Here is a 15845-nt window from a genome sequence, read left to right as displayed (position 1 = left end):
GGGTGGACTGCTGGCGGACCAGCTCGGCGTCGACGGCCGCGGCGACCTCGGGGTCGAGCTCGTGCAGGGACGTGTTCAGGACGGACATCGGGTCTCCTTCCTCAGCCGGCGGAAAAAGCGGTGTACTCGTCGGCGGAGAGCAGGTCCTCCGGCTCGTCCGTGACGCGCACCTTGAACAGCCAGCCGCCCTCGAAGGGGACCGAGTTCACCAGCGACGGGTCGTCCACCACGTCCTGGTTGACCTCGGTGACCTCACCGGCGACGGGGGAGTACAGGTCGGAGACGGACTTGGTCGACTCCAGCTCGCCGCAGGTCTCGCCCGCGCTCACGGTGTCACCGACTTCCGGGAGCTGGACGAAGACCACGTCGCCGAGCGCGTTGGCCGCGTGCTCCGTGATACCGACCGTCGCCACGCCGTTCTCGGCGGCCGACAGCCACTCGTGCTCCTTGCTGTAACGGAAATCCTGGGGGTTGCTCATGGCCTGAATTCTCCTGTACGCGGGGAAGTGCTGGTGAAGGGGGGAGGGCGCAGAGGCCGACGTGACCGGGGATGTGCCCCGCACCACGGGCGTGTGACTACGACGGTGTCATTTCTGCCGCTTGTAGAACGGCAGCGCCACGACCTCGTACGGCTCGTGGGCACCGCGGATGTCCACGCCGACGCCGGGCGTGCCCGGGGCCGCGTGCGCGGCGTCGACGTAGGCCATGGCGATCGGCTTGCCCAGCGTGGGCGAGGGAGCGCCGGAGGTGACCTGGCCGATCACCTCGCCGCCCGCGACCACGGCGTACCCGGCGCGCGGCACCCGGCGGCCCTCGGCGACCAGGCCGACCAGGACCCGCGGCGGGTTCTGCCCGGCGCGCTCGGCGGCCTGCCGCAGGGCCTCACGCCCGACGAAGTCCCCCTCCTTCTCGAACTTCACCACCCGGCCGAGCCCGGCGTCGAAGGGGGTGAGCGCGGCGGTCAGTTCGTGCCCGTACAGGGGCATGCCCGCCTCCAGGCGGAGGGTGTCCCGGCACGACAGGCCGCACGGCACCAGCCCGGCGTCCTCGCCGGCCTTGGTCAGCGCCTGCCACAGCTCCACGGCGTGCTCCGGCTTCACGAACAGCTCGAAGCCGTCCTCGCCGGTGTAGCCGGTGCGGGCGATCAGGGCCGGGACGCCGGCGACGGTGCCGGGCAGCCCGGCGTAGTACTTCAGGCCGTCGAGGTCGGCGTCGGTGAGGGACTTCAGGATGCCGGGGGACTCGGGTCCCTGCACCGCGATCAGCGCGTAGGCGTCCCGGTCGTCGCGGACCTCGGCGTCGAAGCCGGCCGCGCGCTCGGTGAGCGCGTCCAGCACCACCTGGGCGTTGGAGGCGTTGGCCACGACCATGTACTCGGTCTCGGCGAGCCGGTAGACGATCAGGTCGTCCAGGATGCCGCCGTCGGCCTGGCAGATCATGGTGTAGCGGGCGCGGCCCACACCCACGGCGGCGATGTTGCCGACGAGCGCGTGGTTCAGCAGGGCGGCGGCCTGCGGCCCGCTGACGGTGATCTCGCCCATGTGCGAGAGGTCGAAGAGGCCGGCCCGGGTGCGCACGGCCAGGTGCTCGTCGCGCTCGGAGCCGTAGCGCAGCGGCATGTCCCAGCCGGCGAAGTCGGTCATCGTCGCACCGAGCGAGCGATGCAGGGCATCGAGCGCGGTACGGCGGGGCTGAGGGGAATCGGTACTGCTCATCGGACGGTCGTCTCCCAGGGAAACAGGACAGGCGAGGAGTTTTCCTCCCCATCTGTCATCGGAACCTGAGAGGTTCGCCATGACCACACGCGCGGTCCTGGCTTGCACCTTGGGTGGGACCGCTGAGCACAGCGGTCCGCTTTTCAGATGTGCCTCGCCCGCGCGGTAACGGTGCCTGAGAGATTCAAGGGAGGGACTTGCTCCTTCGGCGCCCCAGTGGCCTGGGGACTCTCCCGCGCGGATTCAAACGGCCGGTATGCAGTTGGCGCGGACATCATTGCACGCCTGCCCCGATCGTGGCAGGGCCGCATCTGTAACCGGCTTGTGGCGGTACGCGCACACAACGGCGGGCCATCCGGTATTACCTTCTCTTTACGTTCGGTGGGCAGGTCGGCCACCTGACCCAGGGGAGGGACGATGACGGTGAACAGGACCACGGCGTACCCGGCCACCACGGGCATCCCGGCACCTCGCCGGCCCGCCGCCGTGGAGTCGCGTGGTGCGCGCCCGGAGCCCGTCGTGCGCGATCTGCGCGAGCGCGCCGGCCGCAGCCCGCACGCCCTGCTCTTCGGCCCGCGGGACCTGGTCGTGATCACCGGCCTGCCGGGCAGCGGCAAGTCCACGCTGATGAACCGCGCGGTCCAGGGCGTCCGCCTCGACTCGCAGGACGTCCGTGACCGGTGGGCCGGCCGTATGCCCCGCTTCCTGCCCTACGCCGTCTACCGCCCGCTGGTCCGCCTGGCGCACTATGCCGCGGTGCGCCGTGCCGTGCGCGCCGGCCGGGGCGTGGTCGTGCACGACTGCGGCACCCAGACCTGGGTCCGCGGCTGGCTGGCGCGTGCCGCCCGGTGCCGCGGCGGCACGCTGCACCTCGTGCTCCTCGACGTCACCCCGGGCGCCGCCCTGTCCGGTCAGCGTGAACGGGGGCGCGGTGTGTCCCGCTATGCCTTCCTGCGCCACCGCCGGGCGACGGCCCGGCTGGTCCGGGCCGTGGAGCGCGGTGAGCTGCCCGCCGGCTGCGGCTCAGCGGTCCTGCTCGACCGCGACGCGGCCGACACGTTGCGCAGGATCGCCTTCCCGGTGGAGGGAGGGGCCACCCGGCCGCACGCGCGGTAGCGGTGGGCCGCACCGCGGACCCGCGCGACCCGGGCGGGGCCGCCGGGTGTCAGGGGAGGCGGCGGGCGGGGGCGGGACGGGGGGTGTCGGTCGGCCCGAGGCGCCGGAGGCCGTCCGGTGCCGGTGGGCGCCGGGAGGAATCAGTAGGCGGGCGGGCCGGGATAGCCGTAGCCGCCGCCCGGAGCCTGGACCGGGGCGGCGGCGTGGGCCTCGCGGTCGTAGAACGGACGGGCGTTCGCCCGCATCCACATCGCGACCGGGTCGTGCTCGTCCGACATCGCCACCGTCGACACCGCGAGCCCGTCCGGAACGGCGGCCACCGACTGCTGCATCATCGCGCGCACCGCGTCCACGGCCTGCGGGGAGGTGTCGTACACCTCCAGGCCGACGGCCAGGTACGGCGCACCGAGCGCGGGCTGCACCCAGGCGCGGCGCAGGGCGCGGACCGCGGGGGTGCGGTGCGCGTTCTGCGTGAGCAGGGCGTAGAACTGAGGGATCTCGATGCCGGGCTCGGTGAGCCGCAGCGGGCCGGCCGGCTGGCGGTCCAGGCCCGTGGCGATCCGGCGCAGGTCGAGCCAGGGGACGCCCACGCCACCGCCCGGGGCGTGCGGATTGAGCCAGAGCCCGTAGTGGTCGGGGTAGAGGGTGCGGGCCACGTCGAGGCCGTCGACCACCTCGTACGAGCGGTTCCAGCCGCTGGCCGAGAGCTCCTGGGCCGAGGTGACGCAGGGGGCGTAGCCGTGGCCGTCGACCTCCATGTTCCCGTACTGGGCGTCCGGGGAACCGGCCTGGCCGTGCCACAGGAGCATCCAGATCTGGCCGGAGCCGGGGGCCGCGAGCGCGCGCAGGAGCGCCTCGTAGGCGTCGTAGCGCCCGGGCGTCACCTGGCGCAGCATGTGCTCGACCTGCCCGGTCGCGGCCGTGCCAGCGCTCACTTCGTATCGCCCCTTCGTTCAACACCCTCGGCCGAGCTATGAAATCAGGTTAAGCCGTGGGTTGGGAGGACCGGGGAGGGCCCGGGGGTCAAAGTCCACGCTGATAGAAGGGGCGCACCTGCTCCCTCATCCAGTCCGCCACCGGGTCCTGTGCCACGTCCATGAGGATCAGGTTGACCGGCCACCGGACCGGGACCCTGCCCAGGGCCCGGCCGAGGGCGTCCAGCGGGGCCGCCCGCACCTCCTCCTCCCACCGGGAGAGTTCGACGCCGACGAACACCACCGGGTCGGCCGTCTCGATCGCCGCCAGGCAGCGGCGGGCGGTCAGGACGACGCCGGTCGCCTCGAACTCGGCGGCGGCGGCGGACAGGAAGTCGACGGGGTCGTCCTGCCAGTCGGGCTCGAAGAGGCGGACCCTGCCGCCGTCCCCGGGGCCGTCCAGCGGGGTGAGGCCGGCCCGGCACAGCTCGGCCACCGCCCGCGGCGGCAGCGGCGCACCGACGACACCCCCCGGGTTCACCGCGATGCCCACCTGCGGCGGCAGCCCGCGGGCGAACTCGACGGCGGGGGCGACGGCGTACGCCATGTGGGCCCCGGCGACCTGGCGGAACTGCTCCTCGGAGCTGAAGACCGGGACGTAGGCCTGGCCGTCGATCTCCGTGCCGGGAAGGTCCAGCGCACCGCTGTCCGGGCCGCCGCCGCCCGGCAGCGGCACCCAGAGGAAGCTGCGGCACAGCACCTCGATGATCCGTCCGCCCGCCTCCGGGACGCCGAGCGAGGCGGACAGCACCTCCTCCAGTTCGTTGCCCGGCCACCCGCCGTGCGGGTGGGGGTGTGCCGGTGCGGGGAAGCCGCCGGGGAGATCCGCCGGAAAGTCCATCTGCCTACCGCCTGGTGGGAGCCGTCATTCGCGGTGTCCAGGCTATCGGCCGGGCGGACGGGCCGGGGCGCCGATCGTCCGCAGGGCGACGGGGCTTGTTCGGATAACGGATCCCCCCGGCAGGTGTCACGGTTGCGCATACTTTCGCGGTGAGACCTGGCGCGTGATCACAGCCGCATTGAAGACTCACCTCTCAAGACGCTCGTCGATCCTTTGATCGAGTGCCCATGAGGTGCCGAAAAGGGATGAGTTGGACAGGTGGAGGCATCGATCGTGCCCACCGCGCAGCAGGTAAGCGAACGAAGCCGCCCACAGCGGCGGACAAAGGCCGGTCACCACCGGCGAGAGGGGTCGGGTCACCGTGACCGCACCGATCGAGACCACCGGGTCGGCGCCCGAGGCGCAGCCCGAGACCGTGCCCGGCGGTGTCGAGAAGGGTCAGATCGAGGGCCGTTCCCTGGGACAGATCGCCTGGTCCCGCTTCAAGAAGGACCGCGTGGCGGTCGCCGGTGGCGTCGTCGTGGTCGTGCTGATCACTCTCGCGGTCCTTTCCCGTCCCCTTCAGGCGCTCTTCGGTCTTGACCCGAACGCCTTCCACCAGGACCTCATCGACCCCAACACCTCGCTGCCCACCGGCAGTCTGGGCGGCATGAGCGTGGATCACCCGCTCGGCGTGGAGCCGAAGTTCGGGCGCGACATCGCCACCCGCATTCTCGAGGGGTCCTGGGTCTCGCTGGTCGTGGCGTTCGGCGCGACGCTGCTGTCCAACACGATCGGCACCGTCCTCGGCGTGGTGGCCGGCTACTACGGAGGGCGGGTGGACACGGTCATCAGCCGTCTGATGGACACCTTCCTCGCCTTCCCGCTGCTGCTGTTCGCCATCGCGATCTCCGCGACGCTCCAGGGCGGCGCCTTCGGCCTGGAGGGCCTGCCGCTCCACATCAGCGTGCTGATCTTCATCATCGGGTTCTTCAACTGGCCGTACCTCGGGCGCATCGTCCGCGGCCAGACCATGGCCCTGCGAGAGCGTGAGTTCGTCGACGCCTCCCGGGGGATGGGCGCCAGGGGGCCGTACATCCTCTTCCGGGAACTGCTGCCCAACCTGGTCGGCCCGATCATCGTCTACTCGACGCTGCTCATCCCGACGAACATCCTGTTCGAGGCCAGCCTGAGCTTCCTCGGCGTCGGCATCCAGCCCCCGCAGGCGTCGTGGGGCGGCATGCTCAAGGAGGCCGTCAACTTCTACCAGGTCGATCCGCAGTTCATGATCGTGCCCGGCCTCGCCATCTTCGTCACCGTCCTGGCGTTCAACCTGCTCGGCGACGGTCTCCGCGACGCCCTCGACCCGCGCAGCCGCTGACATGCCGCCGCGCCGAGAGCCCATCAAGTTTCCGACAATGGAGGGGAAGCAGACCATCATGCGAAGGTCAGCGCTGGCCGCGCTCGCGGCTATCGGCACCGTCAGCCTGGTGCTTTCAGGCTGCAGCAAGGCCGATGACAACAAGGACAACAACTCGGGCAAGTCTGCTGGGGCCAACGCAGCGACCAAGGGTGTCGTCAACGCCTCCACCCAGAAGGGAGGCACGGTCACGTACGAGTACTCGGACGTGCCGGACTCCTTCGACCCGGGCAACACCTACTACGGGTACATGTTCAACCTCAGCCGGCTCTACGCCCGCCCGCTGATGACCTTCAAGCCCGGTCCGGGCCAGAAGGGCAACGAGCTGGTCCCGGACCTCGCCGCGAGCGCCGGTGTGCCCAGCGACGGCGGCAAGACCTGGACGTACAAGCTGCGTGCGGGCCTGAAGTACGAGGACGGCACGGCGATCACGTCGAAGGACGTCAAGTACGCCGTCGAGCGTTCCAACTTCGCCCGTGACGTGCTCTCGCTCGGCCCGAACTACTTCCAGCAGTTCCTCGACGGCGGCGACAAGTACAAGGGTCCGTACAAGGACAAGAGCGACGCGGGCCTGTCGTCCATCGAGACGCCGGACGACACCACGATCGTCTTCCACCTGAACCGGGCCTTCCAGGAGTTCGACTACCTGGTCGCCAGCCCGCAGACGGCTCCCGTGCCGAAGGCCAAGGACACCGGCGTCGACTACGTCAAGCACATCGTGTCCTCGGGCTCGTACAAGTTCCAGAGCTACGAGGAGGGCAAGCAGGTCGTCCTCGTCCGCAACGACAACTGGGACGCGAAGACCGACCCGCTGCGCAAGCAGTACCCGGACAAGATCGTCGTCAAGCTCAAGGTCAACCCGGAGACCATCGACCAGGACGTGATGGCCGGCGAGGCCATCGACCTCGGTGGTACGGGCGTCCAGGCCGCGACGCAGGCGAAGGTCGTCAACGACGCCTCGCTGAAGGCCAACACGGACAACACCTACGGCGGCCGCCTCGTCTACATGGCGATCAACACCAAGCTCGCGCCGTTCGACAACGTCGCCTGCCGCAAGGCCGTCGAGTTCGCGATCGACAAGGTCTCGGTGCAGACCGCCGAGGGCGGCCCGGTCCGCGGTGACGTCGCCACCACGGTCCTCCCGCCGGACATCCCGGGCTACCAGAAGTCGGACCTCTACGCCTCCGACGGCAACAAGGGCGACGTCGCCAAGGCCAAGGAGCAGCTGAAGGCCTGCGGCAAGACGTCGATCAGCACCAACCTCTCGGCGCGCAGCGACCGTCCGCAGGAGATCGACGCGGCGACCGCGATCATCAGCTCGCTGAAGAAGGTCGGCATCAACGCCACCCTGAAGCAGTACCCGTCGGGCAAGTACTTCACCGACTCCGTGGGTGTGCCGAAGTTCGACGCGCAGCAGAACATCGGTCTGATGATGATGCAGTGGGGTGCCGACTGGCCGTCCGGCTACGGCTTCCTGCAGCAGATCCTGCACGGTGACGCCATCGGCGAGTCGGGCAACACCAACCTCTCGCAGCTCGACAACGCCGAGATCAACACCAACCTGGAGAAGGCGATCGCCACCCAGGACCAGGGACAGCGTGAGGCCCTCTACGCCCAGATCGACCAGAAGACGATGGACGAGGCGGCCCTCGTGCCGCTGACCTACTTCAAGGTCCTGCTGTACCGCCCGGCGAACTTCACCAACCTGGTGTCGACGGCGGCCTTCAGCGGTCAGTACGACTACCTCAACATCGGCACGACCAAGAAGTAGCCCCGGAAGGCAGGTGAAGGCATTGGTGCCCGCGGGCTTCGCGGCCCGCGGGCACCAGCGCCGATCCCCGTGATCTCGTACATCATCCGCCGGACGATCGCGGCAGTGATCCTGCTGCTGGTCGTCGCCGCGGTCACCTTCGGCATCTTCTTCCTGCTGCCGAGGCTCGCCGGTCAGACCGTCGACCAGCTCGCCCAGCAGTACATCGGGAAGAACCCGTCGCCGGCCGACATCGCCGCGGTCAAGCGCAACCTGGGACTGGACCAGCCCGTCTACGTCCAGTTCTGGCATTTCATCAAGGGGATCGTGGCCGGCGCCACCTATGACCTCGGCCCCACCACCGTGCACTGCGACGCGCCGTGCTTCGGCTACTCCTTCAAGACCCACGTCGAGGTCTGGCCGCAGCTCACCTCCCGCCTGCCGGTCACCATCTCGCTGGCCGCCGGTGCCGCCGTGCTGTGGCTGGTGTCCGGTGTCACCGCCGGTGTGATCTCCGCGCTCAAGCCGGGCTCGGTCCTCGACCGGCTGTTCATGGGCATCGCGCTCTCCGGCGTCTCGCTTCCCATGTTCTTCACGGGCCAGCTGGCGCTGCTGCTCTTCACCTTCCAGTGGCCGATCTTCGGCCGCACCTACGTGCCGTTCACCGAGAACCCGTCGCAGTGGGCGAACACCCTCTTCCCGGCGTGGTGCTCGCTCGCCCTGCTCTACTCCGCCATCTACGCCCGGCTCACCCGCTCCGGGATGCTGGAGACGATGAGCGAGGACTACATCCGCACGGCCCGCGCCAAGGGCCTGCGCGAGCGGAAGGTCGTGGTGAAGCACGGACTGCGGTCCGTCCTGACCCCGATCATCACCGTCTTCGGCATGGACCTCGGCCTGCTGCTCGGCGGCGCCGTCATCACCGAGACCGTGTTCTCCCTGCACGGCATCGGCGAGTACGCGGTGAAGTCGATCCAGGACAACGACCTGCCCCCGATCCTCGGCGTCACCCTGCTCGCCGCATTCTTCGTCGTCTTCGCAAACTTCCTGGTGGACCTGTTGTACGCCGCCGCCGACCCGCGGGTGAGGCTCTCGTGACCGAACTGTCCAAGACCGGCGCCGCCGTGGGCGAGCCCGCCACGGCCTCCCCGGACGAGACCGCCTTCCTCGACGTCCGTGACCTGAAGGTGCACTTCCCCACCGACGACGGCCTGGTCAAGTCCGTCGACGGACTCAGCTTCCAGCTGGAGAAGGGCAAGACCCTCAGCATCGTGGGCGAGTCCGGCTCCGGTAAGTCGGTCACCTCGCTGGCGATCATGGGCCTGCACCGGCTCGGCGCCCGCGGCAAGAACGTGCAGATGTCCGGCGAGATCTGGCTCGACGGCAAGGAACTGGTCTCCGCCGACCCGGACGAGGTCCGCCGGCTGCGTGGCCGCGAGATGGCGATGATCTTCCAGGATCCGCTGTCCGCGATGCACCCGTACTACACGATCGGCAACCAGATCGTGGAGGCGTACCGCGTCCACCACGACGTCAGCAGGAAGACCGCCCGGGTCCGGGCCGTCGAGATGCTCGACCGGGTCGGCATTCCCGAGCCGCACAAGCGCGTCGACGCCTACCCGCACGAGTTCTCGGGCGGCATGCGCCAGCGCGCGATGATCGCCATGGCGCTCGTCAACAACCCCGAGCTGCTCATCGCCGACGAGCCGACGACCGCTCTCGACGTGACCGTCCAGGCGCAGATCCTCGACCTGATCCGGGACCTGCAGAAGGAGTTCGGCTCCGCCGTCGTCATCATCACCCACGATCTCGGCGTCGTCGCCGAGATCGCCGACGACGTGCTGGTGATGTACGGCGGCCGGTGCGTGGAGCGCGGCACGGTCGACGACGTCTTCGAGCGTCCGCAGCACCCGTACACCTGGGGCCTGCTCGGCTCGATGCCGCGCATCGACCGCGACACCACCGACCGGCTGGTCCCGGTCAAGGGCCAGCCGCCGAGCCTGATCAACGTGCCCTCGGGCTGCGCGTTCCACCCCCGATGCCCGTACGCGGACGTCCCCGAGGACAACGTCACCCGTACCGTCCGCCCGGAACTCCAGCAGGTCGGCACCGGGCACTGGTCCGCGTGCCACCTCTCGCCCGAGGACCGTACGCGGATCTGGACCGAAGAGATTGCGCCGAAGCTGTGAGTGAGACGAAGAAGACGGACCCGGCGGTCACGGTTCCGGCGCAGGCGTCGGCGCCCGGGGAGCGGGAGGTGCTGCTCAAGGTCGAGGGTCTGGTCAAGCACTTCCCGATCCGCAAGGGCCTGCTCAAGCGGCAGGTCGCCTCGGTCAAGGCCGTCGACGGCATCGGCTTCGAGGTGCGCAGGGGCGAGACCCTGGGCGTGGTCGGCGAGTCGGGCTGCGGCAAGTCCACCATGGGCCGGGTCATCACACGGCTCCAGGACCCGACCGGCGGCACGATCCACTTCGGGGGTCAGGACATCACCCGGCTGAACACGGCGGGGATGCGCCCGCTGCGGCGGGACATCCAGATGATCTTCCAGGACCCGTACGGCTCCCTGAACCCCCGGCACACCATCGGCTCGATCGTCTCCGCACCCTTCCGCCTCCAGGGGGTCGAGCCCGAGGGCGGGGTGAAGAAGGAAGTCCAGCGGCTGCTGGAACTGGTCGGCCTGAGCCCCGAGCACTACAACCGCTACCCGCACGAGTTCTCCGGCGGTCAGCGCCAGCGCATCGGCATCGCTCGCGCGCTCGCGCTGAACCCGAAGCTGGTCGTGGCCGACGAGCCGGTGTCCGCCCTGGACGTGTCGATCCAGGCGCAGGTCATCAACCTCCTCGACGACCTCCAGGAGGAGCTCGGCCTCACGTACGTGATCATCGCGCACGACCTGTCGGTCGTCCGGCACGTCTCGGACCGGATCGCGGTGATGTACCTCGGCAAGATCGTGGAGCTGGCCGACCGCGACCAGTTGTACCGCTCGCCGACGCACCCGTACACCAAGGCGCTGCTCTCCGCCGTGCCGGTCCCGGACCCGAAGCGCAAAGGCGGAAGGAACGAGCGCATCCTGCTCAAGGGCGACGTGCCCTCGCCGCTCTCCCCGCCCAGCGGCTGCCGCTTCCACACCCGGTGCTGGAAGGCCACGGAGGTCTGCAGGACGACCGAGCCGCCGCTGATCGAGCTGCGGGCGGGTCAGCAGGTCGCCTGCCACCACCCGGAGAACATCGAGGACCGGCAGCCGCAGGACGCCGTCCTGCTGACCGCGTCGGAGAAGGCGTCCGAGCCGGTGACCGACGAGGCCGACGAGGCCGCGCCGGAGGAGCCCTCGGCCGAGGTGACCGCGGCCGAGGGGGCCGGGTCGGAGGAGCGGGCCGGCGGTTCGCAGGACACGGAGGGCGACGCCGGCGCCGCGGCGGACGCCCCCGCGAAGGTGACCGCTTCCTCCGATGAGGCCGGTACCACCGACGAGGCCGCTACCTCCGGGGACGCCGAGGACGCTTCCGAGAAGAAGTAGCTTCACCCGAGCCCCCGCCTTGCTTTGTAAGGCGGGGGTTTGTCGTCAGGCGAGAATGTTCGGGTGTACCAGCAACTGTTCAGCCCCTCCGTCCAGCACACGCTCGACCTGGTCGGCATCTTCGTCTTCGCCATCTCCGGCGCGCTGCTGGCCGTCCGCAAGAACTTCGACGTCTTCGGCATCGCCACACTCGCCGAGGCCACCGCGCTGGGCGGCGGGCTGTTCCGCGACCTGGTCATCGGCGCCGTCCCCCCGGCCGCTTTCACGGACCTGGGGTACTTCAGCACGCCGCTGCTCGCGGCCCTGCTGGTGATCTTCCTGCATCCCCAGGTGGAGCGGATCCAGGTCGGGGTGAACGTCTTCGACGCGGCGGGCCTCGGCCTGTTCTGCGTCGCGGGCACCACCAAGGCGTACGACTACGGGCTCGGCCTCCCCCAGTCGGCGGCGCTCGGCCTGGCGACGGCGGTCGGCGGCGGTGTGCTGCGCGACGTGCTCGCCAACGAGGTGCCGTCGCTGCTGCGCTGGGACCGTGACCTGTACGCGGTGCCCGCCATCGTCGGCGCCACCATGGTGGCGCTGTGCATCCGCTACGACGTGCTGACCCCGCTGACCAGTGGGCTCGCCGCGGTCACGGCGTTCGTGCTGCGGCTGCTCGCGATGCGGTTCAACTGGCGTGCCCCACGGGCGTGGAACCGCCGTTCGACGGTGCGGGAGGAGTAGACCGGCGCGTGCCGTGCGGGTCCTGTTTCCTGGTGAGCCACCGGAAGGCCGGCACCACCTGCGGTCGCCACAGCGCCAGCGTGTGGCCGCCTGCGGAGCGCGGCAGAAAGACCACGTGCACGTCGGTGGGGGGCTTCGCGATCCTCCTCAGGGCGACGGCGGCCTCGTACCCGTCCCCCGGCTGCCCGGACAGGTACAGCGCGATCCGAGGTGGCACGGCCGCCTTCCTCAGCAGGAGGCAGGGATTGTTGGCGGCCCGCCGCGCCGGGCTCTGCGCGGTGACGGAGCGACGTTCACCGATGGGGTCGTTGTAACCGGACATGCTCACGGCCGCGCGGTAGCGGTCGGGGTGCGCGACGGCCAGCCTGACCGCGCAGTGGGCTCCCGCCGAGTAGCCGGCGAGCGACCAGCCCGACGGCCCCGGCGCGGCCCGGAAGTTGTCCGCGACCATCTTCGGCACGTCGATGCTGAGCCAGCTGTCGGCGTTCACCGTGCCGGTGGTGTTCGCGCAGCCGGTGTCCCGGCCGGACAGCAGGTTGGTGCGCGGCGCGACCAGGATGAACGGCGCGACCCTGCCGGACCGCATCAGCGGCAGCAGCTGCTCGTGCGCGTGCAGCGAGCCGAACCAGGCCTTCGCCGAGCCGGGGTAGCCCGGCAGCAGTTCGACGACCGGGAACCTGCGGTGGCGGTAGGCGGGTTCGTCGTACTGCGGCGGCAGCCAGACGTAGACCTCCGCGTCGACGCCCGAGACCCGTCCCCGGAGCTGGGTGACGCGGACGCCGCCGGCCGCGTGCATGCCGGGACCGGAGGCCGGCTCGAACCTCTGCCGCACCGACGGCAGCTGCTCCACGGGGATGCCCCCGGTGCCGTTCACGCCCAGGTCCGCCGCCTGCCGCACGTGGTCGCCCGTGCCGAGCAGGTCGCCCCAGTCGTCGTACAGGTTGTTGTCGTTGTTCACCAGTACGAAGACCAGGGCGATGGCCGTGCCCTGGGCGAACAGCAGCATCAGCACGCGGGCCGCGGCACGCAGCAGCCGCGGCCCGCGCAGGCGCGACCAGAGTCCCAGGGGCAGGGCGAGGGCGACGACGGCCAGCGCGATCAGCGTGGTGAGGAAGGGAGTCCCGGTGAGGCTCATGCCCCTAGAGAGGGAAAGCGTGGGCCGAAGGTTGACGGACGAGTACGGACACTTACCAACCAATTGCCGAGGATTCACCGGCGCGGTGGCGGTGGACCATTGAAAGCTACCGCTTAGTAATTTTTCGTTGTACGGTTCGGGCATGCCAGAAGCAGCCTCCGCCGCAGCCGACCGGGCCGTGATCGGCGACAGTGAGTTCGACCGGGACACCGCGGTCACCCGCCGGGAGCCCGGCGTCTACGACATCGACCTCTCGGCCGGCTGGACGATCATCAGCGCCGTCAACGGCGGCTATCTGCTGGCCGTCCTGGGCCGGGCCCTGGCGGACGCCCTGCCGCACACCGACCCCTTCACCGTCTCCGCGCACTACCTCACCGCCTCCCAGCCGGGCCCGGCGGTGGTCCGCACGGACGTCGTGCGCAGCGGCCGCGGCCTCTCCACCGGTCAGGCCTCCCTCTTCCAGCACGACGAGGACGGCACCGAGGTCGAGCGGATCCGCGTCCTGGCCTCCTACGGCGACCTGGACGCCCTGCCCGACGACGTCCGCACCTCGGCGCGGCCGCCGGCGATCCCGCCCATGGAGCAGTGCTTCGGCCCCGGGGACGGTCCGGCGCCGGTCCCCGGAAGTTCCGCCATCACCGAGCGCCTGATGCTCAAGCTCGACCCGACGACCCTCGGCTGGGCCCTCGGGCAGCCGTCCGGCCGGGGTGAGATGCGGGCCTGGTTCGGGCTGGCCGACGGACGGGACGCCGACCCGCTCTCTCTCCTGCTCGCCGTGGACGCCCTGCCGCCCACCGCTTTCGAGCTCGGTCTGTCGGGGTGGGTGCCCACGGTCGAGCTGACCGTCCACGTCCGCTGCCGCCCGGCCCCAGGCCCGCTGCGGGTGTCGATCGCCACCCGCAACCTCGCCGGTGGCTTCCTGGAGGAGGACGCCGAGGTCTGGGACAGCGCCGACCGGCTGGTGGCGCAGTCCCGGCAGCTGGCACGGGTCCGGCTCGGCTGAGCGGACCGCGGCCCGGCCGCGCCGCCGGCCGCCGGTGGGCCCGCGGGCGCTCGTGTCCCGTGCGGCCCGTGGGGCGGCGCTCCTGCCGCCTCCGGTGGGTGCGCGGGCGGCTTCTGTCACGAACCCGTACCAGGCGGCGGGCGGGTGCGGCCGTGACGCCCCTGGTGGGGGCGGTGCCCCCGCGCCGCGCACAGGCGGGGGACAGGTGGGGCCCAACAGGGGCCCAGGTGCCGTTGGTTGAGTGCGCTCCTCAGGACTTCCTCACCTTCCGTGGAGCTGATTCTCATGCAGCGTGTCCGTCTCCTTCCCGCGGTGGCCCTGCTGGTGCTGTCGCCCCTCGCCCTGGCAGCCTGCGGTCCGGGCGACTCGGCGTCCTCCTCGTCCGAGGAGGGGGGAGCCCGCCGGCCGTCGGCGTGCGGCTCCCCGGGCACGGCCCGGCCGGCGCCCAGCGGCATGCCCTCCCGGCGGCCGGGCGGCGCCCCGTTGCCGGGTGCCTCGGGTGCCCCCGAGGCGGGTCCGGGTGGTGTCAGGCCGTCGGATGCGCCGAGCGGGGCGCCCGAGGGGCGCCAGGGCGGTCCCGGTCGCGGTGGTCCCAAGGGCGGCGGCTGCGGCGGGCCGGGCCCCGAGGCGCCGGGCCGGAACGGTGAACAGGCCGGGCAGCAGGGCTGATCCGGGGATCCCGGGTCCGGTACGGCGGGGCGGCGCACCCGGTGAGGGTGCGCCGCCCCGCGGCGTCTTCGGGGGCTCAGTCGTGCCAGTGCCGGCGGCCGATGCTGATGAGGCGCAGCTGGCGGCGCGCCAGGTCGGCGACCCGCGCCCGCTCCTCCTCCGGCGCGTCGAGCGTCTCCAGGAACAGGGAGGCGGTGCTGAGCATCTGGTCGACGTAGAGGTGGGCGAGCATCAGCAGGTCGTCGTCGCTCCAGCCGCCGGCGACCGGGTCCTTGGCCAGCTCGGCCCTCACCTCTTCGGCGAACCGCGCCAGTTGGCCCTGGATCGCCTCCCGGACCGGCTGCACGCCGCCGTGCCGCTCGCGGGCGATGAAGCGGACGTGTGCGGGGTGGGCGGCCACGTGGCGGGCGATCAGTTCGACGGCGCGGTCGATGCGCTGCCGGCTGTCGCCCGCCGTGGACACCGTTGTCCGGATCATCGGGTGCAGGCTGCCCAGCGCTTCCTCGACCAGGGCCACTCCCAGATCCGCGGTGGACGGGAAGTGGCGGTAGAAGGCCGTGGGCGCGACGCCGACGGCGCGGGTGACCTCGCGCAGACCCAGGCTGCTCAGGCTCTGCTCCTCCAGCAGGTGCAGGGCCGCGTCCAGGAGCGCCTGACGGGTCTTCTGCTTCTGTGCCTGCCGGATGCCGACGGTGTGACTCATGCCATACAGTTAACAACTGTTCTCTGGAATTGGGAAGCCGTGCGACGCGCTAGACTCAGAAGTCAGTGAACAAGTGTAATCACAGTCGTTCACCGAAACTTCACGGAGGGGGATTCCGTCCCATGCTGTTCCTCGTCGCCGCACTCCTGCTGCTCGGGGTCGTGATGGGCACCGTGGCCCACGCACCGCTGGCCTTCACGCTCGTCGCGGCCGCCGTCATCGCCGCCTGGCTGGGCATCTTCGCACTCCGCGAGCACCATGCCCGCCACCACGGCCCGTCCGTCCACTGATCCGCCCCTACGT

The 15845-nt window shown here is 70.8% G+C and carries 15 protein-coding genes and 1 riboswitch; of the genes, 9 read left to right on the top strand and 6 right to left on the bottom strand.

Annotation, left to right across the window (positions count from 1 at the left end; all coding sequences use genetic code 11):
- Positions 1–101: 101 nt before the first annotated feature.
- Positions 102–479: a glycine cleavage system protein GcvH gene (gcvH, locus tag I3F54_RS22280; protein WP_240120612.1), complete on the bottom strand. Its 378-nt coding sequence runs from the start codon at positions 477–479 to the stop codon at positions 102–104.
- Between the two features lie 108 nt (positions 480–587).
- Complete coding sequence (gene gcvT, locus I3F54_RS22275) at positions 588–1715, bottom strand: glycine cleavage system aminomethyltransferase GcvT (protein ID WP_240120611.1); 1128 nt, start codon at positions 1713–1715, stop codon at positions 588–590.
- A 153-nt stretch (positions 1716–1868) separates the two neighbouring features.
- Positions 1869–1961: riboswitch (glycine riboswitch) on the bottom strand.
- 171 nt (positions 1962–2132) lie between these two features.
- Here gcvT and I3F54_RS22270 point away from each other — a divergent pair.
- Positions 2133–2831 carry an AAA family ATPase gene (locus I3F54_RS22270; protein ID WP_240120610.1) on the top strand — a complete coding sequence of 233 codons (699 nt, stop codon included), beginning with the start codon at positions 2133–2135 and terminating at the stop codon, positions 2829–2831.
- 140 nt (positions 2832–2971) lie between these two features.
- Here the strand turns inward: I3F54_RS22270 and I3F54_RS22265 are convergent, their stop codons facing one another.
- Complete coding sequence (locus I3F54_RS22265) at positions 2972–3727, bottom strand: enhanced serine sensitivity protein SseB C-terminal domain-containing protein (protein ID WP_240120613.1); 756 nt, start codon at positions 3725–3727, stop codon at positions 2972–2974.
- Positions 3728–3854: 127 nt separating this feature from the next.
- Positions 3855–4646, bottom strand: a complete 792-nt coding sequence (locus tag I3F54_RS22260; RefSeq protein ID WP_240120609.1) for an enhanced serine sensitivity protein SseB — start codon at positions 4644–4646, stop codon at positions 3855–3857.
- A 361-nt stretch (positions 4647–5007) separates the two neighbouring features.
- Here I3F54_RS22260 and I3F54_RS22255 point away from each other — a divergent pair, with 361 nt between their 5' ends.
- The 6 genes from I3F54_RS22255 (at position 5008) to I3F54_RS22230 (ending at position 12032) form a co-directional block, all read left to right on the top strand.
- A complete protein-coding gene (locus I3F54_RS22255) occupies positions 5008–6006 on the top strand; it encodes an ABC transporter permease (RefSeq protein WP_240120608.1) in 999 nt (332 codons plus the stop codon).
- Positions 6007–6043: 37 nt separating this feature from the next.
- A complete protein-coding gene (locus I3F54_RS22250; protein ID WP_240120607.1) occupies positions 6044–7816 on the top strand; it encodes an ABC transporter substrate-binding protein in 1773 nt (590 codons plus the stop codon).
- Positions 7817–7885: 69 nt separating this feature from the next.
- Positions 7886–8893 carry an ABC transporter permease gene (locus I3F54_RS22245; protein WP_240120606.1) on the top strand — a complete coding sequence of 336 codons (1008 nt, stop codon included), beginning with the start codon at positions 7886–7888 and terminating at the stop codon, positions 8891–8893.
- The gene (locus I3F54_RS22240; RefSeq protein WP_240120605.1) at positions 8890–9984 is read left to right on the top strand and encodes an ABC transporter ATP-binding protein; all 1095 of its coding nucleotides are present in this window, start codon (positions 8890–8892) and stop codon (positions 9982–9984) included. Before I3F54_RS22245 ends, I3F54_RS22240 begins: the two co-directional genes overlap by 4 nt.
- Entirely contained in the window at positions 9981–11312 is a 1332-nt protein-coding gene (locus I3F54_RS22235; RefSeq protein ID WP_240120604.1) for an ABC transporter ATP-binding protein, read from the top strand. Before I3F54_RS22240 ends, I3F54_RS22235 begins: the two co-directional genes overlap by 4 nt.
- Before the next feature lie 63 nt (positions 11313–11375).
- Positions 11376–12032 (top strand): trimeric intracellular cation channel family protein, encoded by a 657-nt coding sequence (locus tag I3F54_RS22230; protein WP_240120603.1) that lies wholly within the window; start codon positions 11376–11378, stop codon positions 12030–12032.
- Here the strand turns inward: I3F54_RS22230 and I3F54_RS22225 are convergent.
- Positions 11977–13167 carry an esterase family protein gene (locus I3F54_RS22225; protein ID WP_240120602.1) on the bottom strand — a complete coding sequence of 397 codons (1191 nt, stop codon included), beginning with the start codon at positions 13165–13167 and terminating at the stop codon, positions 11977–11979. The two genes, I3F54_RS22230 and I3F54_RS22225, sit on opposite strands and share 56 nt — an antisense overlap.
- Before the next feature lie 142 nt (positions 13168–13309).
- Between I3F54_RS22225 and I3F54_RS22220 the strand changes: the two genes are divergently transcribed.
- On the top strand, positions 13310–14170 hold the full coding sequence (locus I3F54_RS22220; RefSeq protein WP_240120601.1) for a thioesterase family protein: 861 nt from the start codon (positions 13310–13312) through the stop codon (positions 14168–14170).
- 745 nt (positions 14171–14915) lie between these two features.
- Here the strand turns inward: I3F54_RS22220 and I3F54_RS22215 are convergent.
- Positions 14916–15542: a TetR family transcriptional regulator gene (locus I3F54_RS22215; protein WP_240120600.1), complete on the bottom strand. Its 627-nt coding sequence runs from the start codon at positions 15540–15542 to the stop codon at positions 14916–14918.
- Positions 15543–15664: 122 nt separating this feature from the next.
- On the opposite strand from I3F54_RS22215, the gene I3F54_RS22210 reads away from it, so the two are divergent.
- Complete coding sequence (locus I3F54_RS22210) at positions 15665–15832, top strand: hypothetical protein (RefSeq protein ID WP_240120599.1); 168 nt, start codon at positions 15665–15667, stop codon at positions 15830–15832.
- Positions 15833–15845 lie beyond the last annotated feature (13 nt).

Origin of the sequence: Streptomyces sp. MUM 2J (genome assembly GCF_022414535.1) — a bacterium.
In the GTDB taxonomy this organism is placed as follows: domain Bacteria; phylum Actinomycetota; class Actinomycetes; order Streptomycetales; family Streptomycetaceae; genus Streptomyces.
This window is presented reverse-complemented; position numbering and strand designations above follow the sequence as displayed.

Bases quoted from the DNA above. Each gene is read 5' to 3' on its own strand.
- gcvH (WP_240120612.1), bottom strand. From the start codon at position 479: ATGAGCAACCCCCAGGATTTCCGTTACAGCAAGGAGCACGAGTGGCTG.
- gcvT (WP_240120611.1), bottom strand. From the start codon at position 1,715: ATGAGCAGTACCGATTCCCCTCAGCCCCGCCGTACCGCGCTCGATGCC.
- I3F54_RS22270 (WP_240120610.1), top strand. From the start codon at position 2,133: ATGACGGTGAACAGGACCACGGCGTACCCGGCCACCACGGGCATCCCG.
- I3F54_RS22265 (WP_240120613.1), bottom strand. From the start codon at position 3,727: ATGCTGCGCCAGGTGACGCCCGGGCGCTACGACGCCTACGAGGCGCTC.
- I3F54_RS22260 (WP_240120609.1), bottom strand. From the start codon at position 4,646: ATGGACTTTCCGGCGGATCTCCCCGGCGGCTTCCCCGCACCGGCACAC.
- I3F54_RS22250 (WP_240120607.1), top strand. From the start codon at position 6,044: ATGGAGGGGAAGCAGACCATCATGCGAAGGTCAGCGCTGGCCGCGCTC.
- I3F54_RS22225 (WP_240120602.1), bottom strand. From the start codon at position 13,167: ATGAGCCTCACCGGGACTCCCTTCCTCACCACGCTGATCGCGCTGGCC.
- I3F54_RS22220 (WP_240120601.1), top strand. From the start codon at position 13,310: ATGCCAGAAGCAGCCTCCGCCGCAGCCGACCGGGCCGTGATCGGCGAC.
- I3F54_RS22215 (WP_240120600.1), bottom strand. From the start codon at position 15,542: ATGAGTCACACCGTCGGCATCCGGCAGGCACAGAAGCAGAAGACCCGT.
- I3F54_RS22210 (WP_240120599.1), top strand. From the start codon at position 15,665: ATGCTGTTCCTCGTCGCCGCACTCCTGCTGCTCGGGGTCGTGATGGGC.